The sequence below is a fragment of the Wolbachia endosymbiont (group B) of Xylocampa areola genome, from assembly GCF_964028205.1.
Taxonomy (GTDB): Bacteria; Pseudomonadota; Alphaproteobacteria; order Rickettsiales; family Anaplasmataceae; genus Wolbachia.
Genome location: NZ_OZ034771.1, coordinates 780,644 through 800,536 on the forward strand (window position 1 = coordinate 780,644; position 19,893 = coordinate 800,536).

At 34.6% G+C, this 19,893-nt stretch carries 15 protein-coding genes and 1 pseudogene; 9 read left to right on the plus strand and 7 right to left on the minus strand.

Annotated features, from left to right (window positions below; genetic code table 11):
* Window positions 1-113: 113 nt before the first annotated feature.
* Window positions 114-2,564, minus strand: coding sequence for a type I DNA topoisomerase (topA, locus tag ABWU35_RS03840; RefSeq protein ID WP_019236955.1), 2,451 nt, complete (start codon window positions 2,562-2,564; stop codon window positions 114-116).
* A 648-nt stretch (window positions 2,565-3,212) separates the two neighbouring features.
* Here topA and ABWU35_RS03845 point away from each other — a divergent pair.
* Window positions 3,213-4,484 (plus strand): MFS transporter, encoded by a 1,272-nt coding sequence (locus ABWU35_RS03845; protein WP_012482023.1) that lies wholly within the window; start codon window positions 3,213-3,215, stop codon window positions 4,482-4,484.
* A gap of 66 nt (window positions 4,485-4,550) precedes the next feature.
* A complete protein-coding gene (radA, locus tag ABWU35_RS03850; RefSeq protein WP_007302617.1) occupies window positions 4,551-5,894 on the plus strand; it encodes a DNA repair protein RadA in 1,344 nt (447 codons plus the stop codon).
* A gap of 107 nt (window positions 5,895-6,001) precedes the next feature.
* Here the strand turns inward: radA and ABWU35_RS03855 are convergent, their stop codons facing one another.
* Window positions 6,002-6,286 (minus strand): hypothetical protein, encoded by a 285-nt coding sequence (locus tag ABWU35_RS03855; protein ID WP_007302618.1) that lies wholly within the window; start codon window positions 6,284-6,286, stop codon window positions 6,002-6,004.
* Between the two features lie 629 nt (window positions 6,287-6,915).
* Window positions 6,916-7,827 (minus strand): signal recognition particle-docking protein FtsY, encoded by a 912-nt coding sequence (ftsY, locus tag ABWU35_RS03860; protein ID WP_007302619.1) that lies wholly within the window; start codon window positions 7,825-7,827, stop codon window positions 6,916-6,918.
* Between the two features lie 177 nt (window positions 7,828-8,004).
* On the opposite strand from ftsY, the gene iscU reads away from it, so the two are divergent.
* The 4 genes from iscU to ABWU35_RS03880 are packed head-to-tail and all read left to right on the plus strand — an operon-like array spanning window position 8,005 to window position 11,095.
* Complete coding sequence (iscU, locus tag ABWU35_RS03865; protein WP_007302620.1) at window positions 8,005-8,388, plus strand: Fe-S cluster assembly scaffold IscU; 384 nt, start codon at window positions 8,005-8,007, stop codon at window positions 8,386-8,388.
* Between the two features lie 5 nt (window positions 8,389-8,393).
* Entirely contained in the window at window positions 8,394-8,780 is a 387-nt protein-coding gene (locus tag ABWU35_RS03870; protein WP_006012614.1) for a HesB/IscA family protein, read from the plus strand.
* Window positions 8,773-9,231: an iron-sulfur cluster co-chaperone HscB C-terminal domain-containing protein gene (locus ABWU35_RS03875; RefSeq protein WP_007302621.1), complete on the plus strand. Its 459-nt coding sequence runs from the start codon at window positions 8,773-8,775 to the stop codon at window positions 9,229-9,231. The genes ABWU35_RS03870 and ABWU35_RS03875 overlap by 8 nt, the downstream gene beginning before the upstream one ends.
* Window positions 9,209-11,095 (plus strand): Hsp70 family protein, encoded by a 1,887-nt coding sequence (locus ABWU35_RS03880; protein WP_007302622.1) that lies wholly within the window; start codon window positions 9,209-9,211, stop codon window positions 11,093-11,095. Before ABWU35_RS03875 ends, ABWU35_RS03880 begins: the two co-directional genes overlap by 23 nt.
* A gap of 3 nt (window positions 11,096-11,098) precedes the next feature.
* Here ABWU35_RS03880 and lepB read toward each other — a convergent pair whose 3' ends face one another.
* Window positions 11,099-11,884 carry a signal peptidase I gene (lepB, locus tag ABWU35_RS03885; RefSeq protein ID WP_264685486.1) on the minus strand — a complete coding sequence of 262 codons (786 nt, stop codon included), beginning with the start codon at window positions 11,882-11,884 and terminating at the stop codon, window positions 11,099-11,101.
* 199 nt (window positions 11,885-12,083) lie between these two features.
* Between lepB and ABWU35_RS03890 the strand changes: the two genes are divergently transcribed.
* Entirely contained in the window at window positions 12,084-12,440 is a 357-nt protein-coding gene (locus ABWU35_RS03890) for a TrbC/VirB2 family protein (protein WP_007302624.1), read from the plus strand.
* 2 nt (window positions 12,441-12,442) lie between these two features.
* On the opposite strand, the gene ABWU35_RS03895 is transcribed toward ABWU35_RS03890, so the two are convergent.
* Together ABWU35_RS03895 and ABWU35_RS03900 are read right to left on the minus strand one after the other, a co-directional pair.
* Window positions 12,443-13,441 carry a pyruvate dehydrogenase complex E1 component subunit beta gene (locus ABWU35_RS03895; protein ID WP_149168828.1) on the minus strand — a complete coding sequence of 333 codons (999 nt, stop codon included), beginning with the start codon at window positions 13,439-13,441 and terminating at the stop codon, window positions 12,443-12,445.
* A 60-nt stretch (window positions 13,442-13,501) separates the two neighbouring features.
* Window positions 13,502-15,274: an ankyrin repeat domain-containing protein gene (locus tag ABWU35_RS03900; RefSeq protein WP_264685485.1), complete on the minus strand. Its 1,773-nt coding sequence runs from the start codon at window positions 15,272-15,274 to the stop codon at window positions 13,502-13,504.
* A 325-nt stretch (window positions 15,275-15,599) separates the two neighbouring features.
* Here ABWU35_RS03900 and uvrA point away from each other — a divergent pair, with 325 nt between their 5' ends.
* Window positions 15,600-18,413: an excinuclease ABC subunit UvrA gene (gene uvrA / locus ABWU35_RS03905; RefSeq protein WP_007302627.1), complete on the plus strand. Its 2,814-nt coding sequence runs from the start codon at window positions 15,600-15,602 to the stop codon at window positions 18,411-18,413.
* 51 nt (window positions 18,414-18,464) lie between these two features.
* Window positions 18,465-19,169, plus strand: a complete 705-nt coding sequence (locus ABWU35_RS03910; protein WP_149168831.1) for a ComF family protein — start codon at window positions 18,465-18,467, stop codon at window positions 19,167-19,169.
* 114 nt (window positions 19,170-19,283) lie between these two features.
* Here ABWU35_RS03910 and ABWU35_RS03915 read toward each other — a convergent pair.
* Window positions 19,284-19,565, minus strand: a pseudogene (locus ABWU35_RS03915) (transposase); the annotation flags it as partial.
* Window positions 19,566-19,893 lie beyond the last annotated feature (328 nt).

The window sequence follows — 19,893 nt, forward strand, 5'->3', positions numbered from 1 at the left end:
ACAACTTTCTCGTTATCTGAATATTTTCTTTCTTGTAATTCAGGCTCTTTTTTTCTCAGTTCCAGCGTGTAGCGCTGGAACAACAATAAAAAGCATATGGTTATGCAAGAAGTCTACTTTTTATTCTTAATTAACTCTAAAGCCTTCTTCAGATCTATACTTTCAATATCTGCATTCTTGCCCAACGCAACGTTTGTTTTACCGCATTTTATATAGAATCCGTACCTACCGTTGCAGATAAAAACTTCTTTTCCCTTTTCATTAAAACCAAGAGATTTTAGCTCTTTGCGTGGGCTGCTCTCAATAATTTGTATAGCTTCGTTTAATTGTGTGTCTAATACCTCCTTAGAGCTTTTTTTAAGAGAAAAGTATCGACCATCATAGAGAATATAGTACCCAAATCGTCCAAGACCTATTTTTACTTCTTTTCCAGTTTCAGGGTGCTCTCCGATTATTTTCGGCAGGGAAAGTAATCGAGTGGCGGTATTTAGATCAATATCATTAACATTTATATCTTTTGGTACAGAAATCTTTTTTTTCTTTTCTGACTCACTATTAAACTCCAGATAAAGTCCAAAAGGACCTTTTTTGATCATTACCTCTTGGCCTGTCATATCATCTATACCCAAACTTTTTGGATATTCTGAATTGTCATTACTGCCCGTAATTTCTTTTGTATGATTGCATGCAGGATAGTTAGAACATCCAAGAAACACACCGGCTTTTCCAAAATTTAATTTCAATATACCACCAGAGCAATTAGGACATTTTTTACCTATTTCTTCCTTTCCTTCCTCTGAGCAAAACCAATTGACTACCAAATCATGAATACCACTAAAAATCTCATCATGTGTCATTTGCTTAACAGAATTTACATGATTAAAAAATGGCACCCAAAAATAGCCTAGTTCTTTTTTCCAATCTGCATGTCCATTTGAGATTGAATCAAGCCTTTCTTCCATTTGTGCTGTAAAGTCATACTCTACACAACGCTGAAAAAAAGTTTCCAAAAATATAGTCACGATCTTACCGCGGCTGCTTGGAATAAATCTTTTGTTATCCAATGAAACATATTCACGATCTTGTAATACCGAAATAATTGTTGCATAAGTTGATGGGCGACCTATACCGACTTCTTCCATTTTTTTTACTATACTCGCTTCACTATAACGAGGTGGCGGTTGAGTAAAATGCTGTTTCGGATCAACAGAAATCAACTTGCACGCTTCCTCTTCCTTCATGGCAGGTAGCAGGCCTTCATTTTCGGCTTCTATGTTATCTTGATAAACTTTATAAAAACCATCAAAGAATATACTTGATCCACTTGCTCGCAGAATCACTTTCTGGTCAATAGAACTAATTTCAACTACCACTTGATCAAGAATCGCCGATTCCATTTGACTTGCGATGGTTCTTTTCCAGATTAAATCGTATAATTTAAATTGCTCTGGCGTTAAGTAATCCTTAATACTACCCGGTGTTCTATTAATATCAGTTGGCCGGATTGCTTCATGTGCTTCTTGAGCATTTTTGACCTTTTTTACATATTTACGAGGAGACTGCGGTAAATATTTATCACCATATAATGACTTAATTGATCCCCTGATTGAGTTTATAGCCTCATCTGCAATATGAAACCCATCTGTACGCATGTAAGTTATCAACCCTACGGTTTCACCACCAATATTGATACCTTCATATAAATTTTGCGCTACTCGCATAACATTTTTCACATTAAAATACAGTTTATTCACTGCATCTTGCTGAAGACTTGAGGTGATAAATGGAGGAAGCGGGTTTCTCTTAACTTGCTTGCGTTCTACTGTGCTTACAGCATACTGCCTTGACTCGATCTCCCTGACTAAGTTCTTTGCCTCTTCTTCATTCTTAATATCAAATTTTTCTAGCTTTTTATTGTCATAGTGGCTTAGCATAGCAAAAAAAGCCTCATCTTTGCTATTTTGCATTTCTGCCTTTATGCTCCAATACTCCTGTGTTATAAATTTACTAATTTCATCTTCTCGTTCGCATATAAGCTTTAATGCAACAGACTGCACTCGCCCTGCAGATTTGCTTCCCGACAATTTTGTCCACAGCAGCGGTGACAAGCTAAATCCAACTAGATAATCCAAAGCTCTGCGTGCTTGCTGTGCACGCACTAAGTCCATATTAATTTCACGTGGATTTTTTATAGCTTCTTGCACTGCTCTTTTTGTTATTTCGTTAAAGACTACTCTATGAATGTTACTTTCATCATTGATTGCTTTTCTTTCCTTTAGTGCCTCTATCACATTCCAAGCTATTGCTTCCCCTTCTCTGTCTGGATCTGTTGCAAGGTATATATCTGATGTTTTACTAGCTTCCTTGACTAACTCTTTTACATACTTTTCTGCTTTTTCAATAATCTCATACTTCATGGCAAAGTCATTATCAGGATCAACAGAACCATTCTTTGCTGGCAGATCTCTGACGTGGCCAAAAGATGCAGCCACTTTGAATTCTTTACTCAAATATTTACCTATCGTCTTTGCCTTTGCTGGCGACTCAACTATTAATAATGCCATAATTATTAGTACTTAAAGGTAATATGTTGAAATATATAGAATAAAAAGTAAAAAAATATTTTAATGGTCTTTCCAATTTTTCTAAGTAATTGTTTGATGTTTGCAAAAAAACTAATGAAAGAACCTGCTTTATAAATTTTTTCAACTCCCTTACCATAAGGATAACGCTATACTATTTATCTTCGTCTGTGCAGATTAAACGACAAAAGCATAACGCAGTTGTCGTCTTATTTTTAATTTTTTGCACTATGTGCATCTTATTTCTTTACAAAACTTCCAGTTTTTTAACCATATAAGCTGAAACGGGCTGTTTAAGACAGGCCAATTTTCAGGATTAGAGCTAGCTAATAGGGGGTTTCTTTTGTCTTTTTTCTACTTGGTAAATTTCTTGATATTTGTAGCTAAAGTAATTTAAGAGAGGTGTCATCCCAGTGTCGGAGCACTGGGATGACAAGAAAAGGAGTACTGGAATGACACATTCCACCATGTCATTCCAGCGGATGACCAGATTTTTTTATTTGATCCCAGACTGGCTGGTTATGCAAGTTCCAATTTTAATAATATTTACATATAAGCCATACGCTTGAGTTGCAAAGTTCTAAAAAGCAGCCAAAATAAAAATAAGTAGACATTTACAAATTAAACTAAGTGTACAATCAACAAACAAGAGTATTGATTGCAACAATACTCTGTAGAATCGCAATATGGTATGACCATATGCTCTTTATTGATCTGGTTAATATAATTAGTAGAGAATTTTGTTATGCAAAAGATATCTACTACAGCATATTGCAATTGTTTGGAATTGCAGGAATGGGTGCAATGGTAAGACCACTTGGTGCATCTGTATTTGGTCACATTGGTGATAGGTATGGAAGGAGAATGGCGTTAACGATTGCTATCTTGCTAATATCAATTCCTTCTAGTCTCGTTGCGTTTATTCCAAGTTATAGTAAAATAGGAATAACCTCTACTATGTTGCTTCTTACAATCCATCTGATACAAGGGGTTGCACTTGGCGCTGAGCAAGGAGGTAGCTCTGTTTATCTCATAGAGCATTTACCTAATAAGAAAAAACTAGGAATGTTTTTTGGAATAATAAGTTTTGGTCGCTCTATTGGCATATTGCTCTCTGTGGTTGCAGTGATCATCTGTAAAAAAACCACTGATTTTAACGCTTGGGGTTGGAGGCTGCCGTTTATTTTTTCAGCCATTTTAGGATTAATAAGCGCATATAGTATATATACACTAGGAGAAACTCCAGTGTATGAAAAAAATCGAGAACAAAGAAATTTACCTAATTTACCAATAATAGAGCTTACAAAACGCTATAAAAGAGCCCTGATACTTGCCATTTTAATATCTGTACCTGTTAATGTTGCTGTTGGATTTACCATATTTCTTAGAACAATTGCAAAAGAAATAGTGTCTGTTGAAACTTATGTAACAACGTATGTCAACGAAGTTGTACTCATTATAACCAGTATATTAATGCCGATATCTTCAATAATGCTTGGAATTTTAGCTGATAAAACAGGAAGAGAACGCACTGCAATCTTATTTATAGTGATAACAATGGTATTATGTTGTCCTATGTTATCTATTGCATATTACTATAAAAGCTATCTTATAATCATGTTGAGTGTTATGGCTCTTTCTATAATCGAGAGGGGTATTAATCCTATAGGGATAGTTACTGCTGAGCTTTTTCCTACTAATGTTAGATTTAGTGGTGTGAGTTTATCACGTAACATTTCTTATGCCCTGCATGGTGGATTTACTCCTATGATATGCACTGGGTTTACTATAATGTTTCCTAAAATAGACTTTGCTGCTGGGCTTTATGTAATTTTTTGCTTATTAGTCAGCTTAGTAGCAATATTGCAAATAAAACCACAAGATAAAAAGTGTGATTGGTAATTTTCTCTATTTAAATTTATTTCACTTATTTAGCTAATTTTTATTAGAATTATAATTTTGGCTTTTATGAAAACTGCATACGTATGTCAATTCTGCGGTCATAGCACTGGAAGGTGGGTAGGAAGGTGTATTGCATGTGACAGTTGGGATACGGTTGTCGAAGAAATAGTACTAAAAACAGAAACGAGAAGTACATCTGCACCAATTTCAATAAAAGCGTTATCAGATAGTGAAATTATTACCCCCGATCGTTTTTTAACAGGAATAGAAGAGTTAGATAGAGTTTTTGGTGGAGGTATCGTTCAAGGTGCTAGCATTTTAATTGGTGGTGAACCTGGAATTGGCAAATCTACTCTTTTGCTTAGGATTGCAGCTAATGTTGTACAACTTTCCTCTTTTGAATGTCTTTATGTATCTGGCGAGGAATCTTTAGAGCAAGTGAGCCTCAGAGCAAAGCGTCTTAAGATAAATGAACCTAAAATTAAGCTTTTATCTACAGTATCTTTAACTGATGTAGTAGCAACAATAAGGAAAAATAAAAGTATTAAGTTCTTGATAATTGATTCTATACAAACTATGTATGATAGCAAAGTCACATCAGCACCAGGAACTGTAACTCAAGTCCGTACCTGCGCTCATGAATTGACTGTTCTTGCAAAGCAATATAGTGTTTCTCTCTTAATAGTTGGCCATATAACGAAAGATGGACAAATAGCAGGACCTAAAACCCTGGAGCATATGGTAGATACAGTACTATATTTTGAGGGTGAAAATAGTAATCAATATCGCATTTTACGCACTATTAAAAATAGATTTGGCCCTGCAAATGAAATTGGTGTTTTTGAGATGTCTGAAGCAGGACTCATGCCTGTTGATAATCCATCATCATTATTCTTGACCGTACATGATAGAGAAGTAGTTGGCAGCGCCGTATTTGCAGGAGTTGAAGGCTCAAGACCAATCTTAATGGAAGTGCAAGCATTAATAGCAAGGACTAATATGGCAACTCCAAGAAGAGCAGTAGTTGGTTGGGATATTAATAGATTAGCTATGATAATCGCGGTTCTAAGTGCTCGTTGTAAAATGTTTTTGCATGATAAAGAAGTATACCTAAACATTGCGGGAGGACTCAAAATACAGGAACCATCAGCTGATCTTGCTGTTGCTGCTTCTCTTATTTCAAGTTTAGTAAATTTACCGCTACCAACTTCTTCAATAATCTGCGGTGAGGTTGCACTTTCAGGAGAAATTAGAAATGTTTCGCATGCTGATCTCAGACTAAGGGAAGCACAAAAGTTAGGATTTAAAAAAGCGATTATGCCTAAAAATGGCAATTATTCTTCTCATGATATTGAGATAATTAAGCTTGGTCATATAAAAGAGTTAAAAGAGATCTTCAATCACAATTAAATATTATCTGCATGAACATTTTGCTTGTGAGAAGGATGTCATCCCAGCTTCCATAATGTCATTCAAGTAGGTGACACTGGCTTCTTTTTTTACTGTTTTTACTGTAATTAAAAATTCATTGGATCTTGAGCATGTATTTCATCTACTATAAATGATAATTTTATGCTATCACCAAGGAGATTGCTTGCATTAACTTCTAATTTCTTACTTAGATCATTAAACATTAATTTTTGTGAATGAGATGAGATAGAATGAGAAGACTCACATTCCTTAAGGCAGTTTTCCAATTCTGTTAGACTATTATATTTTACCAAAAATCCATCTTTACATTTTTTATCACATAAAGATTTTTGCTCTAACGTAGGACCATAACTTAATATATTTTCCGTCATAATATATTCCTTAATTAAAAGTTTAATATAATTTTAACATATAAGTGTGAATATTATGCTGATATTAGCATAATATTTTTCAAAGCAACATAGCTTTATGATACCTTATGAAAAAATTCATATCATTGAGGAATGCAAAGGTGGAATAAAGATTGATAAAAAAACCTTAATTTTGCTATTAACTATAATTGAAACAGTTTTAAATTAGATCCTTATTTCATATTCTTTAAAGTATTTCTATTTTTCGTATTTTTTTTATAAAAACCGTAGGTACCAGTTGGTTTTAAAGTAAAGGTCAAGTGTCTGGAATTCTGGACATAAAATCCTCCTGTGTAAAAAAGAGTTAGAAAAAAGATGCAGTGCACATACGACAGATATACACTGAAGAATACATTTTTTAATAAGTTTGATTAAAAAGTCTGCAGACTAAAGATAGATTTTGAGCTCTTAAAATATCTCTATTTGTAATTATAATGAGATTGAAAATATGCGGAAGTAATTTTTATACGTTAACGGCTCACCCAACCCAATAATCACTTGCAACCAGCGTCACATGCTGGAATGAGACCATCTAAAAACGGCTTCTCATGATAATTAAGCTTGGTCATATGAGAAAATTAAAGAGATCTTCAATCACATTTAAACAGCGCTTCAGCAAACTCTTTGCCAGTAAATTCCCTCAGGTCTTCTATACTTTCACCAATTCCTATAGCGTGTAATTTCACCTTATAAGCTTCTGCAAGCCCAATCACTACTCCACCTTTGGCAGTACCATCTAGCTTTGTTACAATTAACCCGGTAACACCAACCATTTTACTAAAGGCCTCTAATTGGCTATAAGCATTTTGGCCAGTAGTTGCATCAAGAACCAAAATAACATCATGAGGAGCAGTATCATCCAATTTCTTTATCGTTCTATGTATTTTTGACAGCTCTTGCATGAGATTTACATTGTTTTGTAGCCTTCCTGCTGTATCAATTAAAACAACATCAACGCTATCTTTTATCGCTTGATTTACAGCTCTATATGCCACACTTGCAGAATCGCTACCGTGTTCTCCAGTAACAATAGAGCAATCAGAACGTTCTGCCCAAATATTTAGTTGCTCACTCGCAGCAGCTCTGAATGTGTCGCACGCAACAAGCATAACGGATTTCCCTTTTTCCTTATATTTATAGGCAAGTTTACCTATAGTTGTAGTTTTTCCATTACCATTCACTCCGCACACCATTATTATGTGTGGTTTTTTATTCAAAATGAGCGGCTGCACTACAGGGTTTAATATCGACTCTATTTCGCTCATTAACTGCTGTGTGATAACGCTATGCTCAACTTCTGATTCAAATTTGATACTTGCGAGCTTATCAATAAGCAATCTAGAAGTTTTATGACCTATATCCATGCTAATCAGCAGCTCTTCCAGATCATCTAAAAGCGACTGATCTAATTTTTTTTTGCCAGAAAAAATATTTTTTACTCCACCACTAAAACGGGAGGAGGTTTTTAATAGTCCTTGATAAAGATTACTGAATAAACTCAAGAAATACTCCTTTCAAAATTACCATATAAAGAATGACATGCACTATATGTATTTGTAAAGTAAATACACTCGTAACCTATATATTTTGTGAGTAAAATGTACTGCTTGCTAGTGTATTTTACTTTAGTTTTTAACCTAAATATGTTATAATGTAAGTAATGGTTTACGGGTAGTTCTATGAGTTATAATGAGAAAATTTTAGATCATTACGAAAATCCAAGGAATGTTGGTTCTCTGGATAAAAATGATCCAAATGTTGGTACTGGTTTAGTTGGTGCACCATCATGCGGAGATGTAATGAAACTGCAAATAAAGGTCAACGATAAAGGTGTTATTGAAGACGCAAAATTTAAAACTTTTGGTTGTGGTTCTGCTATAGCTTCAAGTTCTTTGCTTACAGAAATGATCAAAGGAAAAACTATTGAGAATGTAACAAAGATAAAGAATACTCAAATAGTGGAAGAATTGTCTTTGCCGCCAGTAAAGATACACTGTTCAGTACTTGCTGAGGATGCTATAAAAGCTGCTATTCATGATTATCAAAATAAACAAAAACATTGAGGAATATGAGTGAATTTCAAGGAGTAAATTCTGTTAAAAAACCTATCACTCTAACCGCAAATGCAGTAGAGAGGGTAAGGTTTTTATTGGACAAAAAGAAGCATGCTAACCTTGAAGAAGCAATAGGAATAAGAGTTCTAATTAAGCAAAAAGGATGCTCTGGTTTAAAATATGATATTGAGTATGCATATGATGTTCGTCCTTTGGAGTCGGTAATTGAAGAAAGCTGCAGTGATGATCAAAAAGTCAAGGTGCTGATCGATCCAAAATCTATCATGTTTATCCTTGGCTCTGAAATGGATTATGTAGAGGAAAAATTCTCATCAGGTTTTATTTTCAAAAATCCTAATGAGAAAGGAAAATGTGGTTGTGGAGAGAGTTTTCATGTCTAGCAACCATTTCACATTATTTGGAATTGAACCGGCTTTTAACATCAGCTTTGATGAGCTGGAGAAAAAATATATTGAGCTAAGCAAAACTGATATAAATGAAAGAGAGTCCAAAAGTATGGAAAATATCAACAAAGCTTATCAGGTACTGAAGTCACCGCTAAAGCGTGCCGAACATTTGTTGGATCTTTTTGACGTAAAAAGCAAAAAAGAGCATCTTGATCCTGAAATATTAAATGAATCAATGGAAATAAGAGAATACTTTCTAGACTGCGATGATTTACAATTTGCAAGTAGGATGATTGATGAAAAGGTAAAAGATTGTACTAAAAACCTAATTAATGCTTTTGCTACAAAAAATTTTGATGAAGCTGCTACGCAAGTTTTTAGATTGAGATATTTATATAAGTCATTTGAGGAGATAAAGGAAAATGCGGCCAGTTCAAATTTCTGAACCAAGTTTAAATGAGGTAGTTTTTGGTATAGATCTTGGAACTACTAACTCTTTAATTGCCATGGTAAATAAAGCTGGCAATGTAGAAATATTTAAAGATGAGCAAGGTCGTGAACTATTACCTTCTGTCATTTCATATGAAAAGGATGTACTAAAAGTAGGCTACGATGTTGGCGAAAACGCTATCTGCTCTATAAAACGCTTAATGGGTAAAAGTGTTAAAGACTTGCATAAAGAAGGTATCAATTGTGAAATAGATAACGAAAGTGAAAAAGTTATTAGGGTAAAATGCTCAGAAGAAAAGTATCTCACTCCTATTGAGATCTCTGCTGAGATACTAAAAACTCTATGCAAGAGGGTAAAAAAATTCACAGGGATGAAAGTTAACAAAGCAGTGATTACTGTACCAGCTTATTTTGATGATTCAGCACGTAACGCAACCAAATATGCAGCAAAATTAGCTGGCATAGATGTTCTTCGCCTCATTAATGAACCAACCGCTGCAGCACTTTCTTACTCCATTGAAAAGAACAATAACAGTGGCATATATGCAGTTTATGACCTCGGTGGTGGAACATTTGACATTTCAATATTAAAATTACATCAAGGAGTGTTTCAAGTTCTTGCAGTTGGTGGTGATACTAAACTTGGTGGTGATGATTTTGATCATCTACTTAGTTTAATCGTGCTTGAAAAGTATAGAGAACAGGTAGGTTTAAATAAAAAATGCTCTAGTGTCATCCCAGTCTGGGATCCAGAAAGTTTGATTGCAAGTGAACACACCAGAAAGTTATATAATAAGAACTGGATTCCAGTGTCAAGCACTGCACCATCTGATACAACTACCTACAAATTACAACATTCATACACTAAAACTGGTATCTGCAATATACGTGCTATAAAAGAGTACCTAAGTGAAGATACCTCTGGCACTTTTGAATTCAGCATCAATGGTGAATTATTTAAGTGCAAAATTACCAAAGAAGAATTCGAGCAAGCAATCAGTCCTTTGGTTAATAAGACTATAAATATAGTTACTCGTACTATAAGCAACATAGATCTTAAAATCGATGATATAAAAGGGGTAATTTTAGTTGGTGGCGCAACTAGAGTGCCATTAGTGCAAAATTCACTAATCAAACTCTTTGGCAATAAAGTGCTGAATGATGTGGATCCGGACAAAGCAGTTGCCAATGGGGCAGCTTTGCAGGCTCATTATTTAACTTCAAACTCAAAAGATAGGAATATTCTCCTTGATGTGCTGCCTTTATCACTTGGCATAGAAACTATGGGGGGAATAGTTGAAAAAATTATACCAAGAAATACACCACTACCAGTTTCAGAAATAAAAGAGTTTACAACTTACGCTAACGGGCAAACAGCAATGAAAATTCACGTTTGTCAAGGAGAACGTGAAATGATAAAAGATAATAAATCTCTAGCACGATTTGAACTCAAAGGTATACCACAATTGCCTGCAGGTTCTGCAAAAGTTGAAATAGGATTTACAGTTAGCATTGATGGAATATTGACTGTCACTGCAAGAGAAAAAACTACTGGAGTCGAACAGACAGTTAAAATAAATTCAAGCTCTGGCTTAAATGAAGAAGATATTCAAGATATGGTCAATCAGTCAGTAAGTAACTTTGATGAAGACATGAAGGCTCGTTCCCTTGCAGAGGCTAAAATTAACGGTAACAAGCTCATACATCTAGTTGAAAATGTTTCTACTGAGCAAAAGTTAAAAATTTTACTACAGAACGCAAAAGACGCTTTACAGGAAAATGACTTAGACAACATTAATAATGCTATCTCTGAGTTAGAAAACTCTGCTTTAGAATTATGCGAATCAGCAGACAGATAGAGTTCATACAACTTTGTGAAGTACCCTGTCAAATCTCAGAGCAATAGGTAACCTAAAATCAAACGGCAACCAATCAACTTTGCCTAATTTAAACGATAAACCAACCATGCTTACGCGTCCAACTATATTTTCAGTTGGTATTAACCCAATTTCAGAAAACCTGCTATCAAAAGAATTATTTCTATTGTCTCCCATAACAAAAAATTGATCATCAGGCACATAATAAACTGGAGTATTGTATGATAACTTATTAGAAAGATTATCTATTAGAATTTCATGCTCCTTGCCGCTCGGGAGTGTTTCGATGTATCTTGCTATATTACGCTTTGACTCATAATCAAAAAAATTTTCAATTTGTCTTCGTTTTACTTTCTGATCATTTAAATATAACTCCCCCTCTATCATTTGCACTTTATCGCCCGGTATTCCTATTACCCGCTTAACAAATCTAATGCTGTCATTTCTTGTAGGCTTGAAAACTATTATATCACCACGCTCCGGAGGGGTATAAAAGATTCTACCGCTAAAGATGTTTGGAGAAAATGGAAAAGAGTGTTTACTATAACCATATGAATATTTACTAGTAAAAATATGATCTCCCTCAAGTAGAGTGCTTTTCATTGAACCAGAAGGAATATGAAATGGCTCAAATAAAAAACTACGTATTGATAGCGCAATTAGTAGCAAAAAAAACAGTGAAGATAAAAACTTTCTCGTTCTTGCTATCCGGTTCTCTCTCAATTCTTTCAATTTTATTTTCTTTATAAATTTAAGCTTATCATAACACATAAAAGTGGTAATGTGAAATTTTACTCATGGGTGTTATTGCTCTTTTTCGAAAGTCGAAATAAGCTCTCAAGTAATTGACAGTGATTGATAACCAATAGACATCATTTGCTATGCAATATTGTATAAATCACAATGCTAGTTTTACTAAAAATTATACTATTTTAGATATAATTATAGTATTTAAACTTAAGGTATAGGGATGAACCCTACAATTAGAAAGGTTTTTTGTATTCTACTTATAGTATTATTTATTTCTTTTTCTCATGTTGGAAGTGCTGCTAACTCTAATGACGATACAACTGCTCAAGTAATATGTAATATTATTGGCTACGTTTGGGGAATAGGTGGACCGCTTATGACCGTAGTGATAATAGGAGCAGCTTTACTTGCAATATTTGGTAGAATGCCGTGGCCTGCTCTTTTCGCCCTCGGTGTATTTTGCGCTGTGTTTTTTGGCGCTAAAACTATTGTCATAAAAGTAATGGGTGGTATAAACTCTACAAATGCCTCTTTTATGGAAGAATGTGGAACGGGAGATAAAAAAAAGAGTCAATAGGACTATTTCTTTCTAAAGCAGACTTGGTGCACAGCTTCAACTATATCTTCCACTTGTGGTAATGCTTTCTTTTCTAGGTTTGCAGCATAAGGTAAGGGGACATCCTTGCCGGTTACCCGTACAACCGGAGCGTCAAGGTAGTCAAATCCTTGTTCCATAATCATGGCTGAGAGTTCTGCTCCTATTCCTGCAAATGGCCAACCTTCTTCTATGCTTACTAATCTATTGGTCTTCTTAATAGAGTTAATAACTGTTTCAGTGTCAAGTGGTCTTAAGGTTCTGAGGTCGATAACTTCAGCTTCTATTCCTTCACTAGAGAGTAAATCTGCCGCATTTAACGCATCCATTAGTTTCAATGAAAAAGCAGTGATAGTTACATCCTTTCCTTCCCGTATAACAGCAGCTTTGCCTATCTCAAGTAGATAATCTTTATTTGATAGCTCAGAGTCAGGAACTTCATGCTCATGTCCATAAGCGATCTCGTTTTCTAGAAATATTACCGGATTAGGGTCACGAATTGCAGCTTTAAGCAGACCTCTGCAATCGGAGGCAAAGTAAGGTGCTATTACTTTCAACCCTGGAACATGCGAATACCAAGATGCAAAGCACTGAGAATGTTGTGCAGCAACTCTTGCTGCAGCTCCATTTGGTCCACGAAATACTATAGGGCATCCAAGTTGTCCACCCGACATATAATTTGTTTTTGTTGCGGAATTCACAATTTGGTCGATAGCCTGCATAGAAAAATTAAAAGTCATAAACTCCACTATTGGCCTAAGTCCAGCAAATGCTGCTCCAACAGCAAGACCAACAAATCCATGTTCGGTAATAGGTGTATCAACTACCCTATTTTCTCCGAACTCTTTCAGTAATCCTTTTGTTACTTTATAAGCACCATCATACTCTGCAACCTCTTCACCCATGATAAATACATCAGGGTCATTTTGCATTTCTTCTCTGATTGCCGTGCATAACGCTTCTCTTACACTTAAGCTTGCCATTTGTAAATCTGTAAATTTCAACTGAAATAACTATATCAAAATTACCAGGAAGCGCACAAGTTAAGTTTTACAAGCATCATGTTGCATTGAGCATTGAATACTTACTTCTTTTAATTCAGTAGGTTGCGGTGATAGTGCGTATGTAACTCCACCGACTATCAATGAAGACATCACAGAAATTGCAATCATTGATAGAATTGGTAATTGGAAAGCTACACTAAAGATAACACCTACTGTCAACATGGTTACAAGGTTTACAGAAGCAACTTTTAAGAAAGACAGTTGTCTTTTTTCTGTTTTTTCTAGTAATACTTTATTTGCTTTGGTTTTGCTTAATTCACTATTAAGTGTTGTATTTTTACTTTTTAGATCTTGTATTTGTTGTTTTAGTGATTGATTCTCTTCACTTAGTTTATCAAGTACTTCTAACCTATTCTCATGTTCAACAATGCAATTCTTTAATCTTGTTAGTTCTTTTCGCTCTTCTTTTAATGACTGAACTCCTAACATCTTCACTTTGTCATTACTGCCATTGCTCAAATTTAGCTGATCATTGCTTCTAGTTGTTCCTCCTTCTGTTGATCTAGTTTTTTTCTTCTTCTTTAAATTCCTTTTATTCTTGATTGCTTCTTGAAGAAATTCTGCTATTTTGGTACAATTATTCATGTTAGCAATATCTGATGGATACCGTTTCTGGCCATCTTGCACTTCAACATCTGCTCCTTTTTTTATCAGGTACTTTACTATTTCTATATTGTCCTGTGTAGCAGCATAATGTAAAATGCTTTGCCCATCTTTATCTTGTGCATTAACATTTGCTCCTTCTTTGATTAGGAATTTTGCTACTCCTAGATCACTACATGCAATAGCAAAATGTAAAGGAGTCCTTCCATCTTTATCTATTTCTTCAACATTTGCTCCTTTTTTTATCAGGTACTTTACTATTTCTATATTCATATGTATAGGAGCATAATGTAAAACGCTTCGCCCATCTTTATCTTGTGCATTAACATTTGCTCCATTTTCTACTAGATATTTTACCACCTCTAAGTCATTAGATACAGCAGCATGATGTAAAGAGATTCGTCCATTCTGATCTCGTGTATTGATTTCTCCTCCATCTTCTAATATAGATTGAACTAAAGTTTCAGATTCATCTTGTTGTTCTTCCTCTTGCAACTTTAGAACCTCTTCTCTTTCTAATGTATCACCTACTTTGTTTATACTGTTTTCAATGATTGAGTCTGAAGAAGTCTGTTCATCATTTCTGTAGTCTTCTGAAGCTTCATTATTAGGCTGCAATAAAGAATATCTTCCACTAGCTTTTCCTCTCGCATCAGCATAAAGTTGTTCTCCTGTCTCTAACATTTTTATTATGATATCTCCATTTTGCATATTACAAACCATAGCTCTTGGAGTTTTGTCTTCACTATTTTTTAATAGAGGATTTGCCCCAGCATCCAATAAAAGCTGTATTACCTCTTGATGACCACGCGAAGCAGCAATGTGCAAAGCAGTTAACCTAGACTTAACTCCATCAAGTTCACGTATTGGCTCATTAATAACTTTTACTCCCTTTTCTAGTAGGAGTTTTACTATTAGTACACTGTTACATTCTACAGCAAAATGTAGCAATGTGTAATTTACAATTTTGCCTGAATCAAGAATACCGAACATCTTATCTACTTTCAAATCGTTATAATTCCTATATAATTCTGAGTTAACATCTCTTAACTTACTTTCTATTCTTTTAAGCAAATTATCCTTATTCAAACCCTCACTCTTACCTACCTCATTTATTATTTCAAAAAACTTCTCCTTCTCTATTACCATAACCTTTCCCTCTAAATTTATTTTTATCGCTGCATAATCTCACAAAAAAGTTAAATTTATCAAAATTCTATATTTTATATAAAATAAAATTTCCTGTTTCCAAAAATTGGTAAGCATGTTTTTGATGAGATTGTAGAAAACATACTTTTATGACACCATTTGTTGTACGAACTAACTTGGCGAAAACAGATGTTTATATAGTTGTATGGCAAAATGTTTTGCACTAGTTGTGCTACTTCGTTTTCCGTAATAGTTGAAAAAATTAGTAGAAAGTTGTTGTAAGTTTATGTATTTTGAGGCTGTAATGGTCAAAGGTACATGAAGTATGATCAGAGTTAAAGGTGCAAGAGAGCATAATTTGCAGGGTATTGATGTCAATATACCAAAAAATAAGTTAGTTGTTATAACTGGACTAAGTGGTTCTGGTAAGTCTAGCCTCGCATTCGATACGATTTATGCAGAAGGCCAACGCCGATACGTCGAAAGTCTATCGGCTTATGCACGTCAATTTCTTAATATTCAAGATAAACCTGACGTTGAATCGATCACAGGCCTCTCTCCTGCAATATCAATTAACCAAAAATCGATCTCAAAAAATCCAAGATCAACTGTTGGAACCGTTACTGAAATTTATGACTATCTACGCTTAATATATGCGCGAATAGGCATTCCTTACTCACCCGCAACTGGATTGCCAATAACGAAACAGACTGTATCTCAAATTGTAGATACTATTACAGCATTACCTTTAGAAACTAAAGTATATATAATTGCTCCTATTGTACGTGGTAGAAAGGGAGAGCATCTAAAAGAGATACTGGAAATTAAAAAGCAGGGTTACGTAAGACTAAAAATAAACGGTGAAATATGTGATATAGATGACTTGCCTAAGCTCGATAAAAACAAGAAACATGATATTTTTGTGATTGCAGATAGAGTGTCCATATCAGATGATATAGGAAATCGACTACCAAGCAGTATAGAATCAGCATTGAGACTTGCCCATGGCTTAATGTATGCAGAAATAGTTAACTTACCTGATAACCACAATTCCGAGTATAAAAATGGTCAAACTTTAACTTTCTCAGAGAATTTTGCATGTCCTGAGTCTGGCTTTACTCTTGAAGAAATAGAGCCAAGATTGTTTTCTTTTAACAGCCCCTACGGTGCATGCAGTTCATGCAATGGGCTCGGTAAAAAGCTAAGTGTTGATGCAAAGCTAATAGTGCCAGATGAAACGCTCTCGATATCTGAAGGTGCTTTAAAGCCAATTGGATCAATATTCCTTCAAGTGCATACAAACTATGGATTGCTAAAAAATGCAATTCTGTCACTGGCTGAAAATTGCAAATTTAGTCTTGATGTTCCGTGGAAGAATATAGACCAAAAAGTGAAGGATTTAATACTTTTTGGCTCTAGAGAAATGAAATTTCAAGGTTTGGTCAGTATCCTAGAACGCCAGATGGATTACGATGCATCACTTATTGATAGGTATTGTTCTGTTACTGACTGCAAAGAATGTGCTGGCTATAGATTGAGAAAAGAAGCACTTACAGTGAAAATTGATGAAAAACACATAGGTGAAATATCAGGGCTCAGCGTCGATGAATCCCTTGATTGGTTTGAAAATTTGCCAGACAAGCTCACAGAACAACATAAGCAAATTTCAAATAAAATATTAAACGAAATAATCAAAAGGCTGACATTTTTAAAGAATGTAGGGCTAAATTACCTTACACTTGACCGTGAATCTAGCACTCTCTCTGGTGGTGAAAGCCAGAGGATCAGGCTTGCTTCGCAAATTGGCTCTGGTTTAACAGGAGTGCTATACGTGCTTGACGAACCCTCAATTGGCCTTCATCAATGTGATAATGATCGATTAATTGCCACACTTAAAAATCTGAGAGACATGGGTAATACTGTGATTGTTGTTGAACATGATGAAGACACAATAATGGCTGCTGATTATGTGATTGATATTGGTCCTGGAGCTGGTGTAAACGGAGGAAAAGTTGTTGCAGAAGGAACACCAGATCAGTTACAAAAAAATTCAGAGAGCATAACAGGACAGTATTTAAGTGGAAAGAAGGAAATTTCAATTTCAAAAAGAAGAAAGCAAACAACTCAGTTCATAAAGGTAGTTAATGCTTGTGAGAACAACTTAAAAAATATAAATGTTGAATTTCCTATAGGGAATTTTATTTGTGTTACTGGAATATCAGGAGGAGGGAAATCAAGTTTAGTGATAGAAACATTATATAAATACTCAGCACACAAGATAAATCATTCATCTGCAAGGCATGGTCAATGCGACAAAATAGAAGGCCTTGAGTATATAGATAAAATTATAGAAGTTGATCAATCGCCAATTGGTAGGACCCCAGCATCAAATCCAGCAACATATGTTGGTATGTTTACTCACATCAGAAATTGGTTTGCAGGTCTCCCAGAGTCGAAGGCACGAGGTTACAATATAGGCCGATTTTCATTTAATACCAGGGGAGGAAGATGTGAAGCTTGTAAAGGTGATGGGCATTTAAAGATCGAGATGCATTTCCTACCGGATGTTTATGTGAAATGTGAGCAATGTAGAGGACAGAGGTATAACCGAGAAACATTGGAAGTTACTTACAAGGGAAAATCAATTTCTGATGTGCTTGATATGACAATAGATCAAGCATGTGACTTTTTTGAAAATCTTCCAATGATAAAGGAAAAGTTGATTTCTTTACAGGAAGTAGGGCTTGGCTATATAACGCTTGGACAGTCGTCAACAACGTTGTCCGGGGGTGAAGCACAACGAATAAAGCTGTCTAAGGAACTATCAAAGCGATTTACCGGGAAAACATTGTATATTCTCGATGAGCCAACAACTGGGTTACATTTTGAAGATGTAAATAATTTACTGAAAATACTCCATAGGCTAGTTGATTTAGGAAATACTGTTATAGTTATTGAGCACAATTTACATGTTATAAAAACTGCTGATTACATAATAGATATTGGTCCAGAGGGTGGAGTAAAAGGTGGCGAAGTGGTTGCTGTAGGAACTCCAGAAAAAGTTGCACAGACTCCAAAAAGCGTTACAGGCAAGTATCTTAAAACATATTTATTGGATCAAGTATCGACTATTTCTTAATAATTAGGTTATGAGGAGCATTTTAAAAGGTATACCTAACATATTTAATTCATGAATCTTCTCTTATTAAAAAAAGCTACAGATCTCATATTTCCAAACGTATGCGTAAGTTGTGAACGTATAATTGATAAAAGTTATGATTTATGTAGTGAATGCAATAAAAAAATCAATTTTTTAACTAAGCATTACTGTAATGTTTGTGGTGTAGTAATTCCAGATAACATTGATACATGTGGTAAATGCATCAGTAACCCTTCACCATTTAAAGTATTAAGATCAGTTTTTGCTTATGATGAACATAGCAAAAATATGATTATAAATTTTAAATTTTTTGATAATTTAAATTATGTGAAAGTCTATGCAAAGTGGATGTACAAAGCTAACAAAGACATATTTCAAAATGCAGAGGTCATAGTTCCCATACCGCTACATAAAATACGCTTATTTAAACGTAAATATAATCAAGCAGCATTGCTCGCGAAGGAATTAAGTAAGTTATCTAATTTATCTTATACACCATTTGCAATAAAACGTATTCGTCACACCAAATCTCAAGCTGGTCTTTCACTTAAACAGCGTGAAAAAAATTTGAAAAATACTTTTAAAGTAAGTAACAGCGAAATTATCAAAAACAAAATCGTGATATTGGTTGATGATGTAGTAACAACTGGCGCAACCGCAAGGTCTTGCTCTCAGGAAATTTTAAACTCTGGTGCCAGAGAAGTGAGAGTGCTATCGCTTGCAAGAACTGTATGAAAATCAGCTTTAAGGTATAATTTTCATTTTTGAAAACTGTTTAGTGTCTTAGTACTAACTTGTGTATCATTCCTCTGAAAAAAAGTCTAGTTATAGTGTATACGGAGTCTATAATTATAGCTCTTTTTCTAATAGTTCGAATAGCTGAATATTCTTTCTGGCTAAATTTTTTATAACAAACCAATGGTTTGATTAAAATCAGGAGAATATGGAGGCAGATATATAACTTCAGCACCGACACTTTTAACAAAGTCACTTATTTTCTATGAAAAGTTGCATTATCCAAAATCACCCAGCAAAAAGCTTGAACTAGCTATTAAAAACGTCTGTATCGCAATAGCCTTCAAAAATCATAGGCGCCATAATTTTTCCCTTATTCAAAGCTGCAATCATATTTTTGAATACTCACTGCATTCAGAAAAAAATAGGTACATGCTAGTGTAATAGCACTGGATGTAATAATTGGAACAAGTAAAAAAGCCTCTATTAGTTTTCTTATAGAGCTGGCTGGTTTAATGCTGTTATTATTCAATGATGCAAAATAATTTTCACTAAGGTTGGCCATCCATTTTGCGCCAGATAAGACCCTCTCACTATTTTTTTAGATAAGTTGACTTGTATTTGCTTTCCCATGTTTATAATTATGCTAATAATAAATATGATAAGATCAGTATAAATTTTTTACTTCCGTGTTTTTTCTATTGTTGTTTATAATGACTATAGT